The organism is Aeromonas veronii (assembly GCF_040215105.1).
Classification (GTDB): domain Bacteria; phylum Pseudomonadota; class Gammaproteobacteria; order Enterobacterales; family Aeromonadaceae; genus Aeromonas; species Aeromonas veronii_G.
This window is the reverse complement of the sequence record NZ_CP157875.1, coordinates 605,240-619,916: the sequence shown is the minus strand read 5'-3', so window position 1 is coordinate 619,916 and position 14,677 is coordinate 605,240. Positions and strand designations below refer to the sequence as shown.

Here is a 14,677-nt window from a genome sequence, read left to right as displayed (position 1 = left end):
GGCTATGACACCCGGTTGCGCCCCCGCCGCTTGGACTCATAGAGGTGCTGGTCCACGCACTGGATCCAGTCATCCATGGAGTGATAATCGGGCAGGAAGGGGGACAGACCGATGCTGATGGTCACCGGGATACCCATCCCCTTATAGCGAAAAGCGTGTTGCTCTATCTGCATGCGCAGATGCTCCATGAGAGACGTCGCCTCCTGGAGAGCCACGTTACGCAGCAGCAAGATGAACTCCTCCCCACCGAAACGGGCCGCCAGATCCTTGTCTTTGGCCTCCTGCATCAGCAGCCGGGCCAGCTCCCGCAACACGGCATCGCCGGCAAGATGCCCGAACTCGTCATTGATCTGCTTGAAGAAGTCGATATCGATCAGGGCCAGGCAGCAGTTTCTTTCTTCCGCATGCGCCAGAAGATGGGCCAGCAGTTGCTTCCCTTGATTGAAGAAATGACTGCGATTGGGCAGATGGGTCAGGAAGTCGTGCTCGGCGTTGAAGCGCAGCTCCTGCTCCATCCGGCTGCGCTCCTCCTCCAGGTTGCGCGCATGGATAAGGGTACCCAGGGCCGTGGTGAGGGGCTCGAGCAGGCTCACCAGACTCTCATCGAAGCCGCCGGGCCGGTTGGCCAGGGCGATCATGCCGATGGCCTCTCCCTTGTGGCGAATGGGAATGCCGAGAAAGCTGTACAGGTGGGGATGGCCGCGGGGGGACGAGCCGCGACTGGCCGGGTGACTCGGCAGATCGTTGCAACACACTAGCGTGTTGTGGGTCACCACATGGCCAAACAGGTTGTCGAGCTTGTTGAAGATGAGCCCTCCCCGGCTCTGGCGCTGCTGCTCATACCAGGCATGGGTGGCCTCGTCCCAGGAGAGATTGGAGATGGAAGGCACATAGAGGCTGGGTTGTCCCTCCTCGTGCTGGACGATGCCGATGAAGCCGTAGGCACTCATGCTCACGCTCAGCAACCGCTCGAAGATGGTGTCGCAGGCCGAGCCCAGATTGCGATCCAGCAGAAAGCTCTGATGGGCTGCCACTATGATGTCGAACATCTGGCTCTGCAACGCCACACGCTGCTCCGCCAGCACCTCCTGGGTGATGTCGTGGATAAGCTTGATCACCCCGAGCGGGGTCCCCCTCTCATCGGTGATCGGCGTATAGGTGGCGTGGATCCAGAGGCTGCTGCCGTCTCGCAGAACCCGGCGAAAGGCCCCGCCGTGGATCTCGCCCCCCAGCACCCCCTGCCAGAAGGCCTCATGGCCCTCCTGCAACTCGGCGGGCACCAGCAGCCGGTGAGATTGGCCGATCAGCTCCTTCAAGCTGTAGCCCAGGATGGCACAAAACAAGGGATTGGCTGACACCATGCGCCCATCGAGATCGAACTCGACGATGCCATAGGCACGATCGAGAGCGGTCAAACGCGCCTGGTCATCGTGACGACCGAAGGGCTCTGCATTGGGGAGATTCATCACTGAACTATTCATCACGGGCCGGGATTCCTTTCGCTCGCAAGGATTGCAACTCTTCCAGTATAGGCATCAGAGCCCGGCGGAGATGCGGGACGGCATTCCCGCACTCACCCGGCATGGCGGTGAATTGACCTGACCCCTTGCCATGCCGACATCTCGGGCGCAGACTGTCTGGCCTTGTCCCGGCTCGAGGAACCCCGATGACCCCCGCTATCAACCTGCTGAAAAAGCTCAAGATCCCCCACAAGCTCTACCCCTACGAGTGCGAGGCCCACGACGACTTTGGCAAACATGCCGCGACCCAGCTCGGCCTGCCGGAGGCGCAGGTGTTCAAGACCCTGATCGCCCACCACGACAAGCAGGCGGTGGTGGCCATTGTCCCCTCATCGGGCATGTGCAGCCTCAAGCAACTCGCCAAGGCGGCGGGGCTCAAGAAGGTGGAGATGATGAAACCGGCGGAGGCCGAGAAGCTGACCGGTTACAAGGTGGGCGGCATCAGCCCCTTGGCCCAGAAGAAGCTGCTGCCCACCGTGCTGGATGACTCCGCCATGCTGTATGACGAGATCCTGGTGAGCGGCGGCAAGCGCGGCCTCTCGGTGGGGGTAGCGCCTCAGGACATGCTGACCCTGATGAAGTGGATTGCCGCCCCCATCGGCGAGCATCACGACTAGATCAAGGCGTGAATGAAGAGAGGCCCCGATATCGGGGCCTCTCTCGTGTCATCACCAACCACGCTGATAGCTCTGGATGCCTATTGGTCGCCGTTTCGTACGGCGGCCGTGAGATCGGAGAGGCGCACTCTCTGGTGCCCCGCTTCGTCGAAGTTCTCATCCGCCAGCCAGCGCTCGAAAGCCGTTTTCAGGACCGGCCATTCGCCGTCGATCACCGAGAACCAGGCGGTATCGCGGGAGCGCCCCTTGTCCACCCGCGCCTGACGGAAGGTGCCCTCATAGCTGAAGCCAAGGCGCAGCGCCGCATGACGGGAGGGCCAGTTGAGATCGTTGCACTTCCACTCGTAGCGCCGGTAGCCGAGCGCGAAGGCGTTGCCCATCATCAGCGCCATGGCGGCGGTGGAGAGTCGGGTGCGCTGCATGGCGGGGGAGAAGTGCAGCCAACCCACCTCTATGCTGCCAGCGGCCGGGTCGATGCGCAGATAGCTGGCCAGCCCCAGCGCCTTGCCGCTCTCCTCGTCCACAATGGCGTAGAACTGGGGATCCGCCTTGGCGGCGCTCTGTTGCAGCCAGGCCAGCATGGCCGCCTCATCCTCGAAGGGACCGCTGGTAAGATAGGTCCACATGGCCCCGCTGTCGGCAGCAAATGCCTGCCAGAGCGAGCCACAGTGACGCGCGGGATCCAGCGGCTCAAGGCGGCAACCCCAGCCGCGCATCACCGCCTTGGGGGGGAACTCGGCTCCCGCCCAGCCCGGCACCAGGGCGCCAACGGGCTGATCGAATTCGTTCAGAAATGGCTCAGCAGGCACAGGCAATCCCTCCTTCCAACAAGACACCGGCCTCGCTGCCGGTGGCGACGGCGAAGCCGTCCTGACGCCACCAGTGCAGACCACCGATCAGCTCTTTGACCTGAAAGCCCAGCGCCGCCAGCTTGTAGGCTCCCTGAGTCGAGCCGTTGCAACCGATGCCGTCGCAATAGCAGACATAGACCTTGTCCCTCGGCAGGTCGGCCGTGCTGGCGGCGTTCATGGTGCGATGGGGGAAAGAGACGGCTCCCGGAATGTGCCCTTCGGCGTAGTGGGCGGGGGAGCGGGTGTCGATGACCACTATCTTCCCCTCCTCACCCGCCTCCCCGCTCAGCAGATCCGCGGCCAGGTCCGCCGGATCGGTGCGGTATTTCAACTGTGCCTCGAAAAACGCACTGGCCTCCATCGGGCTCGCGACCCCGGTACTCATTACCTGACTCATACTGCCTGCTCCTTGCGACTCGTGTCTGATCCCGGCCATGACGGCTGCCCGCGCCGACCAGGTTTTGATCTCTGTGGTAACGGTGGTTCTCACCGCCGATTAACGCCTGATCTCGGTGGTCACGACGGTGCGCACCGAGTTTGCGATAAAACACTCCTCGTGGGCCTGGTGATGCAACTGCTCCAGCTCGGGCATACCCGGCTGTCGCTCGCCACCGAAGACGATGAGCGGACGCAGCCTGACCCGGGTGACGGACTGGCGACCGCGCTCGTCCGCTGCCATGATGCCGATCGCCTCGTCCTGATAGCTCTCCACCCGATAGCCCGCCCTGGCCGCCAGCCAGAGGAAGGTGAGCATATGACAGCTGGAGAGCGCCGCGACGAAGGCCTCCTCGGGGTCGACATTGTCCGCCACCGAATAGGGCAAGGGCACCACATGGGGAGAGGAGGAAGCGGGCACCCGCACGCCGCCGTCAAACTCCCAGCTGTGGGCCCGACTGTAACGCTGATCCACGAAGGCTTCATCCTCCCCCCGCTGCCAGCTGATGATGGCGCCAAACTCCGACATAACGACTCCCTATGGTGGCTGATATCCCGATGATGGTTCCAATGTAGCGGCACAATGGCCTTGCCACCCCGACCAATTTTGCCAATATAAGCAGACCAATTTCGATCGCTAGCTGGAGCCCGCCATGACGGTCCTGCCAACCTTGTTCGCTCACCATCGCCATGGGGATCTGCCGCTTCATGAGCAGCTGGTGCGCACCCTGCGAGAAGCCATCCTCGCGGGCCACCTGCCACAGCACAGCCGACTGCCCGCGAGCCGGTTGCTGGCGAGCGATCTCGGCATCTCCCGCAGCACGGTGGAGCTCGCCTACGGCCGGCTGGAATCGGAGGGTTATCTGGTACGCAGGGTCGGGGCTGGCAGCTTCGTGGCGCTGGCGGCAGTGAGACCCACCCCGCGCCCGCCCCAGTCGGCAGCGGGGCTCTCGCGCCGGGGCCAGGAGATGGCCGCAGGCAGCGCCTGCCCGGAGGTGCCGGAGGTGGGCAGCTCCTTTGCCTCCAGCCAGCCGGATCCCCGTCTCTTTCCCCAGGCTCTCTGGGGCCGTCTGATGCAGCAGCAATGGCGCCAGCGGGCCGGCGACTGGATGAACTACGGGGAGCCGCAGGGCCTGCCGGAGCTGCGCGCCGCCATCAGCAGCTATCTGGTGCAGTCAAGGGGCGTGGTGTGCGAGGCGGATCAGATCCTGATCCTCACCAGCTCCCAGCAGGGGATCATGTTGGCAACCCAGTTGCTGATCGACGCAGGAGAGTGCGTCTGGATGGAGGATCCCGGCTACCCGGGGGCGCGCACCGCCATGGAGAGCGCCGGCGCCCGCATCCACCCTGTGCCGGTGGATGAAGAAGGGATGAATCCAATCGGAGAACACCCCAGACCCAGGCTTATCTACTGCACCCCCGCCCACCAGTATCCCCTGGGGGTGCCCATGAGCCTGACGCGGCGCATGGCGCTATTGGCCGAAGCCGAGCGGCAGGGAGCCTGGGTGCTGGAGGACGATTACGACGGGGAGTATCAGTACGATCAGCGCCCGCTCCCCGCCCTGCAGGGGCTGGATGGACAGGGGCGGGTCATCTATGTGGGCACCTTCAGCAAGGTGCTGTTCGGTTCCCTGCGTCTCGCCTATCTGGTGCTGCCGCGTCCGCTGATGGAGGCCTTCAGCCGGGCCCGCGCCGCCATCGATGGCCATAGCAACCAGTTGCAGCAGGCGGTCACGGCTGATTTCATCCGCGCCGGTCACTTCGCCGCCCACCTGCGCCAGAGTCGGCTCGTCTACCAGAGTCGGCGGGATCTGCTGCTGCGCGAGCTCGCCGAGCATTGCCCCACCCTCACCCCCATCCACAGTGGTGCCGGCCTGCAGTGCGCCGTACTGCTGCCCGCCGGTGGCGAGGCGCGCTGGACAGACGCCGCCAATGCCCTGGGGCTGGGCGTTCGCCCCTTGGGCCAGTTTCACCTCGGGGCCCCCAGCCGGGAAGGCTGGCTGCTCGGTTTCGGTTGTCTCGACAACCAGACCCTGCGTCGGCTCTGTCGCCGGTTGGGGGAGCTGATGAGGGCCAATCCGCTCCCGACACTGGCGAGCACTCTCCCCCGTCCACCCCGAGCCGACAGACTCAGGGAGTCGTGATCTGCTCCTGACTCTCCCGGCACAATTCGAGCCAGGCCTCGGCGGTGCGGGAGAGGTAACGCCTGGCGGGCCAGATAACCCCGAGCCGCCAGCTGAGTTCAGGCTTCAGGGGCCGCAGCACCAGGCCGTCCGGGGTCAGCCGACGGCAGATGGGTTCGGGCAGGAAGGCGACCCCCATGCCGCTTCGCACCATGGCGGTAAGGAAATCCCACTGGCTGCTGCGCGCCGCCACCTGGGGAGTGAAGCCCGCCTGCAGGCAGGCCTGCTCCAGCCGTTCGCTCAGGGTGAAGGCCTGGGTGTAGAGCAGGAAGGGTTCTTCTCTCAAGTCCCCCAGCCGGATTTCGGCCCGCGCCCGCCAGCGAGGGACGTCCGGCAGCACCACCTGGATGGGATAGCAATCCAGTTCCAGGGTGCTCAGGGTTCCCTCCTCCTTGGTCGGCAGCATGGTGATGGCGAGATCCAGCTCCCCCTCCAGCACCGCCTGCTCGATGCGCCGTCCGCCGTACTCCACGATGGAGAGCTCCACCTTGGGGTAACGGCTGCGATAGGCGCGGATGAGATCCGCATAGACGTGGCCCACCATGGGGGGGATGCCGAGGGCGAGGCGACCGTGCTGCAGACTCTGCAAGTCGGCGAGTTCCGCCTCCATCTGCTGCATCTGGGCCAGCACCAGCTGACCATGGGTGAACAGCACCTGGCCGCTGTCGGTGAGGGTGAAGCTGTGCCCCGAGCGACTCAGCAGGGGCTGGCCCAGCTCCTCCTCCATGTTGCGGATCATCTTGCTGATGGTGGGTTGGGTGACGAACAGCTTCTCGGAGGCGCGGGTGAAACTCTGCTCACGCACCAGTTCGACGAAGTAACGCAGGGCTCGGATATCCATGGCGGGGCTCGAGATGATGACGTTCAAACAATGCCAATATGGCATGTTTTTCATGATTTAAATTCATTTTTTGCAGGTTTGTCTCCCTCTTATACTGTGATCAAGTTCACAGACAGACATCCATCATGAAAACCTTCTGCCTTCGCTGGTTGCAAACGCCCTTCCAGATTGCCCTGCTCGCCGCCATCTGGCTGCTGGCGGATACCGCGGTTCGCACCCTGCATCTGCCCTTGCCCGCCAACCTCACCGGCATGCTGCTGTTGCTTGTCTGCATTCTGCTGGGCGTGGTCAAGGCCCAGTGGTTCAGCGCCGGCGCCCGCTGGTTGCTGGCGGAGATGCTGCTGTTCTTCGTGCCCGCCGTGGTGGCCGTGGTCAACTATCAGGATCTGCTGCTTGAAGAGGGGTGGCGCATCATGGTCGTGCTGGTGATCAGCACCATTTTGGTGCTTGGTACTACCGCATTGGTGGTGGACAGAGTCTATCGCTTCGAACTCATGCTGGCCCGCCGGAGTCGCCGCCATGTCTGATACCCTGCTCGGCCTGCTCTGCTTCGCCCTCACCCTGCTGTTCTACTACGCCAGCAAGTGGCTCTATGCCCGCAAACGCATACTGCCGCTGATGCCCCTGCTGCTGGCCCCCGCCCTGCTGGTGGCCGTGGTCATGCTGTTCCACATCCCCTATCAGGACTACATGGCCGAATCCCACTGGTTGCTCTGGCTGCTGGGACCTGCCACCGTCGCCTTCGCGGTGCCCGTCTACGAGAACCGCCAGCTGATGCGCCGCCACTGGCTGTCGCTGTCGGTGGGGGTCATCGCCTCCGTCATCATGGCGGTGGGCAGTACCGTGCTGCTGGCCCGCTGGCTGAACCTGTCCGAGCTGCTGCAACGCAGCATGGCCATGCGCTCCATCACCACCCCCTTCGCGGTGGAGGCGACCCGCTCCGTGGGAGGCAATGCCGATCTCACCGCCCTGTTCGTGGTGCTGACCGGGGTGATCGGCATGGCGGTCGGCGAGAGCGTGCTGGCGGTGCTCGCCATTCGCAGCCGCCTCGGCAAGGGGGCAGGCTTCGGTGCCTCCGCCCATGGTGCCGGCACCGCCCGGGCCTATCAGATGGGCAACGAGGAGGGCGTGGTCTCCAGCATGGTGATGATGATCGCCGGCATGGCGACCGTGCTGCTCGCCCCCCTGTTGGGCAGGCTGTTCTGGTAATACGGCCACGCTTGCGACATGAAACGAGAAGAGGCGCCCTTGGGCGCCTCTTCTTCATTGCTGCTGGCCGTCACAAGCTGGCGCAGATCTGCCACAGATCGTACTGGATGGCCGCCGCCGTCACCTCGCGCCCCGCCCCCGGCCCCTGAATGACCAGGGGATTGGTGCGGTAACTGTCGCTCTCGATGGCGAACACGTTGTCACAGGGCAGCAGGTTCGCAAACGGGTGATGGGGCTCCAGCGCCTCCAGCCCGACCCGCGCCTTGCCATCGTGCTCGAAGCGGGCCACGTAACGCAGCACCTTGCCGACCCGGCGCGCCCCCTCAAACGCCGTCTGGATAGGGGCATCCAGCTCCTGAAGGCGGTCCATGAACTGATCCGTGGTCACCTTGCGCAGGGGAACGGGCACCAGGTTCTCCAGCTCGATGTCGGCGGAGTCGAGTTCAAAACCCGCCTCACGGGCCAGGATCAAGAGCTTTCTGCGCACATCCTGGCCGGAGAGATCCTCGCGGGGATCCGGCTCGGTCAGGCCGTGCTGCCAGGCCTCGTCCACCAGCTCGGAGAAGGGGCGGCTGCCGTCGTACTGCTGGAACAGCCAGGAGAGGGTGCCGGAGAAGATGCCGGAGACCCCCTGGATGCGATCGCCGCTCTGGCGCAGCATCTGGATGCTGGACTGGATGGGCAGGCCCGCCCCGACGGTGGCGTTGTAACGCCACTGCACCTGATGATCCCGGCAGCTCTGCTTGATGCGCTGGTAGAACTCGCTCTCCGCCGAACCGGCAAACTTGTTGGCGGCGATGATGTGGATGCCGAGCTGGGCAAAATCCGGGTAGTAGCGGCTCACCGTCTCGCTCGCCGTCATGTCCAGCGCGATCAGGGCATCGAAGCCGTGCTGCTCCAGCTGGCCCAGCAGCTCGGGCCAGATGAGGGGCTTGGGATCAAACTTGTCCCGCACCTTGAGGGGATCCAGCCCCTCCTCGTCCAGCAGGCCCCCCTTGGAGTCGAAGACCCCATAGAGGGTGATCGCCAAGTTGAGCTCATGCTCGAGACGCGCCTTCTCCCGGGCGTAGAGGCTAAGCCAGTGGCCGCCTATGTTGCCCTTGCCGAACACCACCAGACCGACCCGGGTCGGGCGGCTGAACAAGGCGCTGTGCAGGGCGATGAGCAGAGGCTCCAGCACCACCTGGCGCAGCACGGCCACCAGACTCAGCCCATCTCTGGCCACCTGCACGAACTCCAGGGGCTGATCCGCCAGCAGCTGATAGAAGCGGTGACACTGTTCGGCGTTGTCGGTCACCCCGGCTCCCACCAGGGCCACCAGGCTGTAGCCCTCCTTCTGGATGAGGCCGGTGAAGTTGCCCTGCAGCTGGAAGTCCCGCAGCACCTCGAAGGCCCCCTCGGCCACCTCCAGGGTGTAGGCGAGGCGCAGCACCCGCCGATCCGGCTGGCGTTGCAGGGTGAGAGGGTGCAGGCGATGGCGGGCCAGATGGGCCTCGATGGCCGCCACCGTCTGGTCATAGCCGGTCTGGGGCAGCACCTTCAGTTCGATCAGCGCAATCTGATCCACCGAGGAGACGATGCGGGCCCCGCCGGAGCGCGGCGCACGGCGCAATATGTGGGTGCACCCCTCATCCGGGTTGTAGCTGCAGCGCAGAGTGAGGCGCTGGCGGCTGTCCGCCACCGGCTGCAGGGTGCGCGAATGCAGCACGGAGGAGCCGAGACGGGCCAGCTCGTTGGCCTCGGCCAGGCTCAGACGCTCCAGCAGGCGCGCCTCCTTCACCCGGCGCGGATCCGCGCTGTAGACCCCGGCCACGTCACTCCAGATGGTGGTGGACTCGCCGTCCGCCAGCGCTGCCAGCAGGCTGGCGCTGTAGTCGGAACCGTTGCGGCCGAGCAGCAGGGAGCGCCCCTCCAGGTCGGCGGCGATGAAACCGGTCACCACGATGCGACCGGCGTGCTCCGCCAGACGAGCCTTGAGCAGTTCGCTGGAGAGCGCCGTATCCACCTTGACCAGGGCGCCGTCCTCGGCCCGCAGGAAGCTGCGGGCATCGAGCCAGATGGCCGGTTCGCCACGGCTGCTGAGCAGGGCGGCCAGCAGACGCGCGGACCACACCTCGCCGAAGGCGAGCAGGCCGTTGCGCTCGAAGCGATCGAACTGCCCCTCCAGGGTCTTGGCGATCAGTTGCAGATCATCGGCAAGCTGCTTGCTCAGGGAGAGTTGCAGCTCGCCCTCCAGCAGGCCGTCGATCAGGCTCTGCTGATAGGCGTGCAGGGCGGTGATGGCTTCCCCGGCGGCCTCATCCCCCGCTTCAGCCAGCTCCACCAGCTGGATCAGCCGGTTGGTGGTCTTGCCGGCGGCGGAAACCACCACCAGTTCATGACCGCCCGTCTGCTGCTCGACGATGCTGGCCACCCGGCGATAACAGACCGGATCCGCCAGGCTGCTTCCGCCGAACTTGTGCACATGACGCCGCTTCAACGCTGCTTCTGCTGCCACCGCTACCTCTCCTTGCTGCTGTTCCATTTACTTCACCTGCTCTGCCAATGCTGCTTGTTCAAATGCCCGGGCCAGATCGGCCACCAGGTCTTCACCGTGTTCTATGCCAACCGACAGGCGCAGCAGCTGGGCGCTGATGCCCGCCGCCTGCTGCGCCGCCAGGGTCATGGCCCTGTGGGTCATGCTGGCGGGGTGAGCCACCAGGCTTTCCACCCCGCCAAGGGATTCCGCCACCGAGAAGAAGGTCAGCGCATCCAGGAAGGCACGCAGGCCTGCTTCGCTGCAATCGAGTTCAAAACTTAGCATGGCGCCGAAACCGGACTGTTGACGGCGCGCAATCTCGTGACCGGGGTGACTCGGCAGGCTGGGGTGATAAATGGTCTTCACCAGGGGCTGCTGCTGCAGGAAGGCGAGGATCCGGTCCGTGTTCTCCTGATGGGCGCGCAGGCGCGGCGCCAGGGTGCGCAGGCCCCGCAGGGTGAGGTAGGAATCAAACGCCCCCGAGGTCAGCCCCAGGCAGTTGGCCCACCACACCAGGGAGTCGGCAAGGGCGGCCTCCTTGGCGATCGCCACCCCACCCACCACGTCGGAGTGGCCGTTGATGTATTTGGTGGTCGAGTGCACCACCAGGTCGGCGCCGAGGGCCAGGGGTTGCTGCAACAGCGGCGAGAGGAAGGTGTTGTCCACCACCACCTTGGCCCCCACCTCGTGAGACGCGGTGGCGATGGCGGCCACATCCACCACCCGCAGCAGCGGGTTGGAGGGGGTCTCCACCCACACCAGCGCCGGTTTCTGGGCCAGCGCCTCGGCCAGGGCGACGGCATCTCCCTGATCCACGAACAGCACCCGGTAGTGGCCCTTGGCCGCCAGGTATTCGAACAGGCGCCAGGTGCCGCCGTAGCAGTCATGGGGGGCGATCAGCAGGTCGCCGGCCTTGAGCAGGGCCGTGGTCACCAGGTGAACGGCGCCCATGCCGGTACCCGTCACCACGGCGCCGGCGCCCCCTTCCAGGGCAGCCAGGGCATCCGCCAGGTTGGTGCGGGTCGGGTTGCCGGAGCGGGCGTAATCGTAGGTGCGCGGCTCGCCGAAATCGGCGAAGGTGTAGTTGCTGGAGAGATAGATGGGCGGCACCACGGCGCCGTGCTGGGTGTCTGTCTCAATGCCGGTACGTACCGCCAGGGTGGCCTTGTGGGTCATGTCACTCTCCATTTGATCTGTCTGGGGACCGTGCTGGCGGTCAGTCGCCCACGTCATCCCTCTCGGTCGGCCATAGCGAAGGCCCATGGTGAACCACAGTACGCCAGCTTAAAAAAGCCGTCAACACTTCTGGACGTCTAAATGGCTTTGCTGTTGGATTGCCATTGATTTCCTTAAGGGTTAAAATCCGCGCTCACGGCCAAATGAGAACAGGTGGATCATGGGAACAGAGTGGAACGGCGACTACGTCAGCCCCTACGCGGAACACGGCAAGAAGAGCGAACAGGTCAAGAAGATTACCGTCTCGATCCCGCTCAAGGTGCTGAAGGTGCTGACCGATGAGCGCACCCGTCGCCAGGTGAACAACCTGCGTCATGCGACCAACAGTGAGCTGCTCTGTGAAGCCTTCCTGCACGCCTTTACCGGCCAGCCGCTGCCCGGTGACGAGGATCTGCGCAAGGATCACCCGGACAGCGTCCCTGCCGAGGCGCGCGCCATCATGGAAGCGCTCGGCAAGGAGATCGAAGACTTCGACGCCGAATAAGCTTGCGAGCAGATGGCAAAGAGCACTTCCCCCTCAATGACGCGGCCCCTGGCCGCGTCATTGTCATCGGCCAGTCCCTTCAGCCTGCGCCGCTACCAGTCTGATATCAGCAGCCACAGCCACGACTTCGCCCAGTTGGTGATCCCCCTGGACGGCCCCATCGAGATAGAAGTGCAGGGCCGGGGTCGACACCTCACCCCCGGCTTTGCCTGCGTCATCGCCCCCGGTGAGCGTCACGATTACGCCGCCGACCCGGCTCTCTCCTTCCTGGTGCAGGAGAGCCCCTGGCTGCCGGGCCGCCTGGGCGAGCGCCCCTTTATCGAGCTGGATGCCGCCCAGCGCCACTATCTTGCCTTCCTGCGCCAGATGGTGGCCGAAGATCGCCACGTGGCGGGGATGGATCAGATCTGGCTGAACCTGCTGGCGGAGCCTCAGAGCATCGCCGTCCCCATCCCCCCGCGCATCGTCAGGGTCCAGCGCCATATCGAGACCCACCTCGCCGAGCCCCTCACCAACGCGCGCCTCGCCGCCCTCGCCTGCCTCGGTCAGAGCCAGTTCAAGCACGCCTTTCGCCAGCAGCTCGGCATGAGCGTCTCCCACTACATCCGGCAGCGGCGCATGGCGCTGGCCCGCAACCTGTTGGCCCACACTTCCCTGCCCATCGGCGAGATAGCCTGCCGCTGCGGCTACCGGGATCAGGGGGCCTTCGCCGAGCGCTTCCTCACCGAGACCGGCCTGACCCCGTCCCTCTGGCGCCAGCAAAACGGCCAGTTGCCATAACGGATCGGCTCTGCGCCGAAGACAATGCCGGGCTCATGAGGCATGCTGGCAGGCAGATGGAGCAGGCGATACGAGGAGCCAAGATGCAGACCATAAGCTGGCAGGATTTCGAGATGGTGGAGCTCCGGGTGGGCACCCTGGTGCGGGTCGAGCCCTTCCCCGAGGCGCGCAAACCCGCCTACAAGGTGTGGGCGGATTTCGGCCCCGAGATCGGGGTGCGCAAGAGCAGCGCCCAGATCACCGACCTCTATCAACCGGACGATCTGGTGGGCCGCCAGATAGTGGCGGTGGTGAACTTCCCCACCAAGCAGATAGGCCCCTTCCAGTCGGAATTTCTGCTCACCGGTTTCTACCGGCCGGACGGCGCCGTGGTGATGGCCATCCCGGAGCAGGCGGTGGAAAACGGCGCCAAGCTGGGATAAATCCCCCGCCGTGAGCAGAAGGCTCAGCCAGACGAAACAAGAGAGGCGACCCCGGGGTCGCCTCTCTTTTCATTATTTTCCGTTACCCGGATTTTGCAGTCGGCTTATCCCAGCAGGCTGAACAGCAGCGCCGACACCGCGAGCGATCCGGTCAGCAGGATGAAACCGTTGACCCAGCCCTGACGAAAACGGGCCAGCGCCTCCACCTTGTAGATGGCCACCACCGGCATGATGAACAGGATCATGGCGATGACGGGGCCGGAGAGGGTCTCCATCAGGCCGAGGATGCCGGGGTTGATGACCGCCGCCCCCCAGATGGCGAAGAACATCAGGGCGATGCCGACCTTGTCCGCCCTCCCGAGCGACAGGCCGGTGGGCTTAGCGATCAGGCTCTTGAGGCTCTCGCGGGCCCCGAGGAAATGGCCGAGGAAGGAGGAGCTGATGGCGATGAAGGCGATGAGCGGCCCCAGGGTGATGATCACCGGGTTGTCGGTGATGTTGGCAAGATAGGAGAGCACGGAGACGTTCTGGGCCTTGGCCTCGGCCAGCTGGGCCGGGGAGAGGCTCAGCACGCAGGAGAAGACGAAGAACAGCACGAAGCCCACCAGCATGACGGTGGTGTTGCGCAGGATGAGGCCGCTCTTGGCCTCCGCCTGCTCGCCGTATTCCCGGCGCTGCACGTTGGCAAAGCCCGAGATGGCGGCGGCGTGGCTGAAGGCAAATACCGTCACCGGCAGCGCCAGCCAGACGGTGTTGAGAAAGCTCCCCCCTTCAAATGCCACCATCTGTGGCCAGTGCCACTGGGGAATGAGGTAGAAAGAGAGTGCCGCCAGAATGGCCGCCAGCGGATAAACCATGAAGGCGAAGGCCCGCAGCATGGCCTTCTCACCGGCCAGCATCACGGCGATCATGGCGAACACCAGCACACCGGAGAGCATCACCCGGTTTGGGGTAAGCATGCCGAGCTGATTCACCATGAAGCTCTCCACCGTGTTGGTCAGCCCGACGCCGTAGATGAGCAGGATCGGGAAGATGGAGAGGAAATAGAGCATGGAGATGAGCCGACCGGCCATCTTGCCGAAATGCTCCTCCGCCACCTCGGTGAAATCCGCCTGGGGGCGGGAGGAGGAGAGCACGAAGCGCGCCAGCCCACGGTGGGCCAGGAAGGTCATGGGACCGGCCAGCACGGCGACGATGACCAGGGGCCAGATCCCGCCGAGCCCCAGATTGATGGGCAGGAACAGGATGCCGGCACCGACCGCGGTGCCAAACAGGCTGATGACCCAGTGGGTATCGTGACGGCGCCAGCCGGTGTGGGCGACGACAGCTTGGGAACCGGACAGCTCCGCGGTGACCTCTGCAGATAAACTCATCGATAATTCACTTATTGTCAGTATTTAAAACTGCAACGATTGTGCTCTTTCAGAATTTAATTCTCAAAAAAGGTGGCTGGCAGATCTCACTACCAAAGCGCGACCTAGCCAGTGTGATTGGGAAGGGGGAAGCGGCCTTGATGTTCAAGAAATACCGACCAAGATAGATTTGGCGATATATAAAACCAAAATTATAGATAAATTTGAT

Annotated in this window: 15 protein-coding genes; 7 read left to right on the top strand and 8 right to left on the bottom strand. The window is 64.3% G+C overall.

The features are described 5' to 3' along the window. Positions 1-2: 2 nt before the first annotated feature. Positions 3-1,481: a sensor domain-containing diguanylate cyclase gene (locus tag ABNP46_RS03025; RefSeq protein WP_349922353.1), complete on the bottom strand. Its 1,479-nt coding sequence runs from the start codon at positions 1,479-1,481 to the stop codon at positions 3-5. Positions 1,482-1,666: 185 nt separating this feature from the next. On the opposite strand from ABNP46_RS03025, the gene ybaK reads away from it, so the two are divergent. Continuing rightward, positions 1,667-2,137, top strand: coding sequence for a Cys-tRNA(Pro) deacylase (ybaK, locus tag ABNP46_RS03020; protein ID WP_349920948.1), 471 nt, complete (start codon positions 1,667-1,669; stop codon positions 2,135-2,137). 80 nt (positions 2,138-2,217) lie between these two features. Here ybaK and ABNP46_RS03015 read toward each other — a convergent pair whose 3' ends face one another. The 3 genes from ABNP46_RS03015 to ABNP46_RS03005 all read right to left on the bottom strand — a co-directional run bounded on the left by ABNP46_RS03015 (position 2,218) and on the right by ABNP46_RS03005 (position 3,952). Beyond that, on the bottom strand, positions 2,218-2,946 hold the full coding sequence (locus ABNP46_RS03015; protein WP_349920947.1) for a GNAT family N-acetyltransferase: 729 nt from the start codon (positions 2,944-2,946) through the stop codon (positions 2,218-2,220). Further along, a complete protein-coding gene (locus tag ABNP46_RS03010) occupies positions 2,936-3,385 on the bottom strand; it encodes a rhodanese-like domain-containing protein (protein ID WP_349920946.1) in 450 nt (149 codons plus the stop codon). Before ABNP46_RS03010 ends, ABNP46_RS03015 begins: the two co-directional genes overlap by 11 nt. A gap of 99 nt (positions 3,386-3,484) precedes the next feature. Further along, a complete protein-coding gene (locus ABNP46_RS03005) occupies positions 3,485-3,952 on the bottom strand; it encodes an OsmC family protein (RefSeq protein ID WP_349920944.1) in 468 nt (155 codons plus the stop codon). Between the two features lie 124 nt (positions 3,953-4,076). Here ABNP46_RS03005 and ABNP46_RS03000 point away from each other — a divergent pair, with 124 nt between their 5' ends. Then, positions 4,077-5,567: a PLP-dependent aminotransferase family protein gene (locus ABNP46_RS03000; RefSeq protein WP_349920943.1), complete on the top strand. Its 1,491-nt coding sequence runs from the start codon at positions 4,077-4,079 to the stop codon at positions 5,565-5,567. Here ABNP46_RS03000 and ABNP46_RS02995 read toward each other — a convergent pair. Next, the gene (locus ABNP46_RS02995) at positions 5,554-6,447 is read right to left on the bottom strand and encodes a LysR family transcriptional regulator (protein WP_349922352.1); all 894 of its coding nucleotides are present in this window, start codon (positions 6,445-6,447) and stop codon (positions 5,554-5,556) included. The two genes, ABNP46_RS03000 and ABNP46_RS02995, sit on opposite strands and share 14 nt — an antisense overlap. 125 nt (positions 6,448-6,572) lie before the next feature. Here ABNP46_RS02995 and ABNP46_RS02990 point away from each other — a divergent pair, with 125 nt between their 5' ends. Both ABNP46_RS02990 and ABNP46_RS02985 read left to right on the top strand, forming a co-directional pair. Beyond that, positions 6,573-6,974: a CidA/LrgA family protein gene (locus ABNP46_RS02990; RefSeq protein WP_349920942.1), complete on the top strand. Its 402-nt coding sequence runs from the start codon at positions 6,573-6,575 to the stop codon at positions 6,972-6,974. After that, positions 6,967-7,656: an LrgB family protein gene (locus tag ABNP46_RS02985; protein ID WP_349920941.1), complete on the top strand. Its 690-nt coding sequence runs from the start codon at positions 6,967-6,969 to the stop codon at positions 7,654-7,656. The genes ABNP46_RS02990 and ABNP46_RS02985 overlap by 8 nt, the downstream gene beginning before the upstream one ends. Positions 7,657-7,726: 70 nt before the next feature. On the opposite strand, the gene ABNP46_RS02980 is transcribed toward ABNP46_RS02985, so the two are convergent. Next, the gene (locus tag ABNP46_RS02980) at positions 7,727-10,180 is read right to left on the bottom strand and encodes a bifunctional aspartate kinase/homoserine dehydrogenase II (RefSeq protein ID WP_349920939.1); all 2,454 of its coding nucleotides are present in this window, start codon (positions 10,178-10,180) and stop codon (positions 7,727-7,729) included. Further along, the gene (gene metB / locus ABNP46_RS02975) at positions 10,181-11,350 is read right to left on the bottom strand and encodes a cystathionine gamma-synthase (protein ID WP_349920938.1); all 1,170 of its coding nucleotides are present in this window, start codon (positions 11,348-11,350) and stop codon (positions 10,181-10,183) included. A gap of 220 nt (positions 11,351-11,570) precedes the next feature. Between metB and metJ the strand changes: the two genes are divergently transcribed. The 3 genes from metJ to ABNP46_RS02960 all read left to right on the top strand — a co-directional run bounded on the left by metJ (position 11,571) and on the right by ABNP46_RS02960 (position 13,096). After that, complete coding sequence (gene metJ, locus ABNP46_RS02970) at positions 11,571-11,894, top strand: met regulon transcriptional regulator MetJ (protein ID WP_349920937.1); 324 nt, start codon at positions 11,571-11,573, stop codon at positions 11,892-11,894. Between the two features lie 36 nt (positions 11,895-11,930). Next, positions 11,931-12,674: an AraC family transcriptional regulator gene (locus ABNP46_RS02965; protein ID WP_349920936.1), complete on the top strand. Its 744-nt coding sequence runs from the start codon at positions 11,931-11,933 to the stop codon at positions 12,672-12,674. An 83-nt stretch (positions 12,675-12,757) separates the two neighbouring features. Further along, entirely contained in the window at positions 12,758-13,096 is a 339-nt protein-coding gene (locus ABNP46_RS02960; RefSeq protein WP_349920935.1) for a tRNA-binding protein, read from the top strand. A 104-nt stretch (positions 13,097-13,200) separates the two neighbouring features. Here ABNP46_RS02960 and ABNP46_RS02955 read toward each other — a convergent pair whose 3' ends face one another. After that, on the bottom strand, positions 13,201-14,469 hold the full coding sequence (locus ABNP46_RS02955; RefSeq protein WP_349920934.1) for an aromatic amino acid transport family protein: 1,269 nt from the start codon (positions 14,467-14,469) through the stop codon (positions 13,201-13,203). Positions 14,470-14,677 lie beyond the last annotated feature (208 nt).